Source organism: Oscillibacter sp. CU971 (genome assembly GCF_905219725.1).
Lineage (GTDB): Bacteria > Bacillota > Clostridia > Oscillospirales > Oscillospiraceae > Oscillibacter.
In genome coordinates this window covers 1-1,205 of record NZ_CAJMXG010000537.1, presented here as the reverse complement: position 1 = coordinate 1,205, position 1,205 = coordinate 1, and the positions used below count along the sequence as shown (strand labels likewise).

At 53.4% G+C, this 1,205-nt stretch carries 1 protein-coding gene; it reads left to right on the top strand.

What is annotated here, in order from left to right; genetic code table 11:
* Positions 1-1,205: class I SAM-dependent methyltransferase (locus JX325_RS17230; protein ID WP_204792233.1), on the top strand; the 1,205-nt coding region annotated here is incomplete at both ends.

Genomic DNA, 1,205 nt, shown 5'->3' with positions numbered 1-1,205 from the left:
CTGCACATGAATACCCGGAGGTCACGGGATACATCATTCCAACCATGCTGGAATACGGTTTTCGGGATGAGGCGCTGGCCATGACCCGATATCTGGCCTCTGTGGCAAATCCGGATGGTTCCTTTACCGCGGCGGGTTCTGACCGCGTGTATTTGTTCGATACGGCCCAGGCTCTGCGGGGACTGAATGCGGTCCGTAAAATTACGGACCAGTATGCAAAGCTGCAAGAAAAAACAGCAGAGTATCTGTTTGCTGTTCTGGACCGCCACGGTGGGATATTTCCCAAGAGCTACGAGGATGATCCGGTTGTCCCGGAAACGATCATGCTGTTTGCCTTGCCGCCCATGCTGGAGTATGCGCGGATGGTTGGCAGCGATGAGAAGGCGGCTCTGGTCCACAGAGCTGCAAAACAATATCTGGAGAGCCCTGAGGTGCTGTCGCTGCAATCCCTGACGCATTTTTTGGCCTATCAAATCGACGGGTTGATTGATTTAGGCTATGTTGACGAGGTTCAACCGGTGATTCACAGTCTGCTGGCGTCACAGAGAGAGAACGGATCCATTCCCGGATACGCGGGAGTGGAGTGGGTATGTATCACCGGATGTTCTCAAATTGCCATATGCCTCTATAAGCTGGGGATGCCTGCTCCCGCTGACCGGCTGATGAGCTGGGTAGAGCAGAATATGGAACCCAGCGGCGGTTTTCTGGGCAGTGTGGGTCCTGGCGCGGAGTACTTTTGGGACCGGGAGCTGTCCTGGGCAGTCAAGTTTTATCTGGATGCCTACAAAGGGATGATTCGGGCACATTTCGATTATGTATTTGCGCCCACCGCACCAACCGAAATTCCGCAGAATGACGGAGAGGTCCAGGCTATCATAAATGCGCTCTCCGGTCATGAACGGGTCCTGGAAGTTGGCTGTGGAAAAGGACGGATTTTAAAGCGCGTTTATGAGCGTTTTCCGGAGTGCCGTTTGGAGGGGATTGATATTTCGGAAGGGATGCTCTCCTGCGTACCGGATTATGTGAAAGCTGCGGTAGGCAGTACGGAGTTTCTGCCGTATGAGGATGGCGTGTTTGACTTGGTCTACACGGTAGAGTGCATTGAACATTCTGTGAACCTTCGTGCGGCGGTTCGGGAGTTGGCCCGGGTGTGTAAACCGGGTGGAAAAGTTATCATTATAGACAAGCAGCAATCCAGTTGGGGA